The following is a 250-nucleotide window of genomic DNA, read 5'->3' as shown; positions in this document are numbered from 1 at the left end:
CCCCAAAGTTACCCAATGCTGTGCCAAACAATACTGGTGTCATCTCGCCAGCCAAAAATGCTTCAACACTGAACTCTTCTAGCGCCATCTGTACCAGCTCAAGCGACTCTTCAAAAGCGTCAAACATCAACTGTCCTAGACGTTCACGAATATCTGGATAATCGTAGCCTTCTCGGGTCTCAGAGACCGTCATCTTGCCGCCATTACCTTTTTCATAAAAGTAAGTTTTATTTTCAGTCAAGTGATAGAC

The 250-nt window shown here is 44.4% G+C and carries 1 pseudogene; it reads right to left on the bottom strand.

Annotated features, from left to right (window positions below):
* Nucleotides 1–250, bottom strand: a pseudogene (prfC, locus tag AAEY87_RS14265) (peptide chain release factor 3); the annotation flags it as partial.

It is taken from the genome of Psychrobacter sp. S1-30-MNA-CIBAN-0213 (genome assembly GCF_040309845.1).
Lineage (GTDB): Bacteria > Pseudomonadota > Gammaproteobacteria > Pseudomonadales > Moraxellaceae > Psychrobacter.
This window is presented reverse-complemented; position numbering and strand designations above follow the sequence as displayed.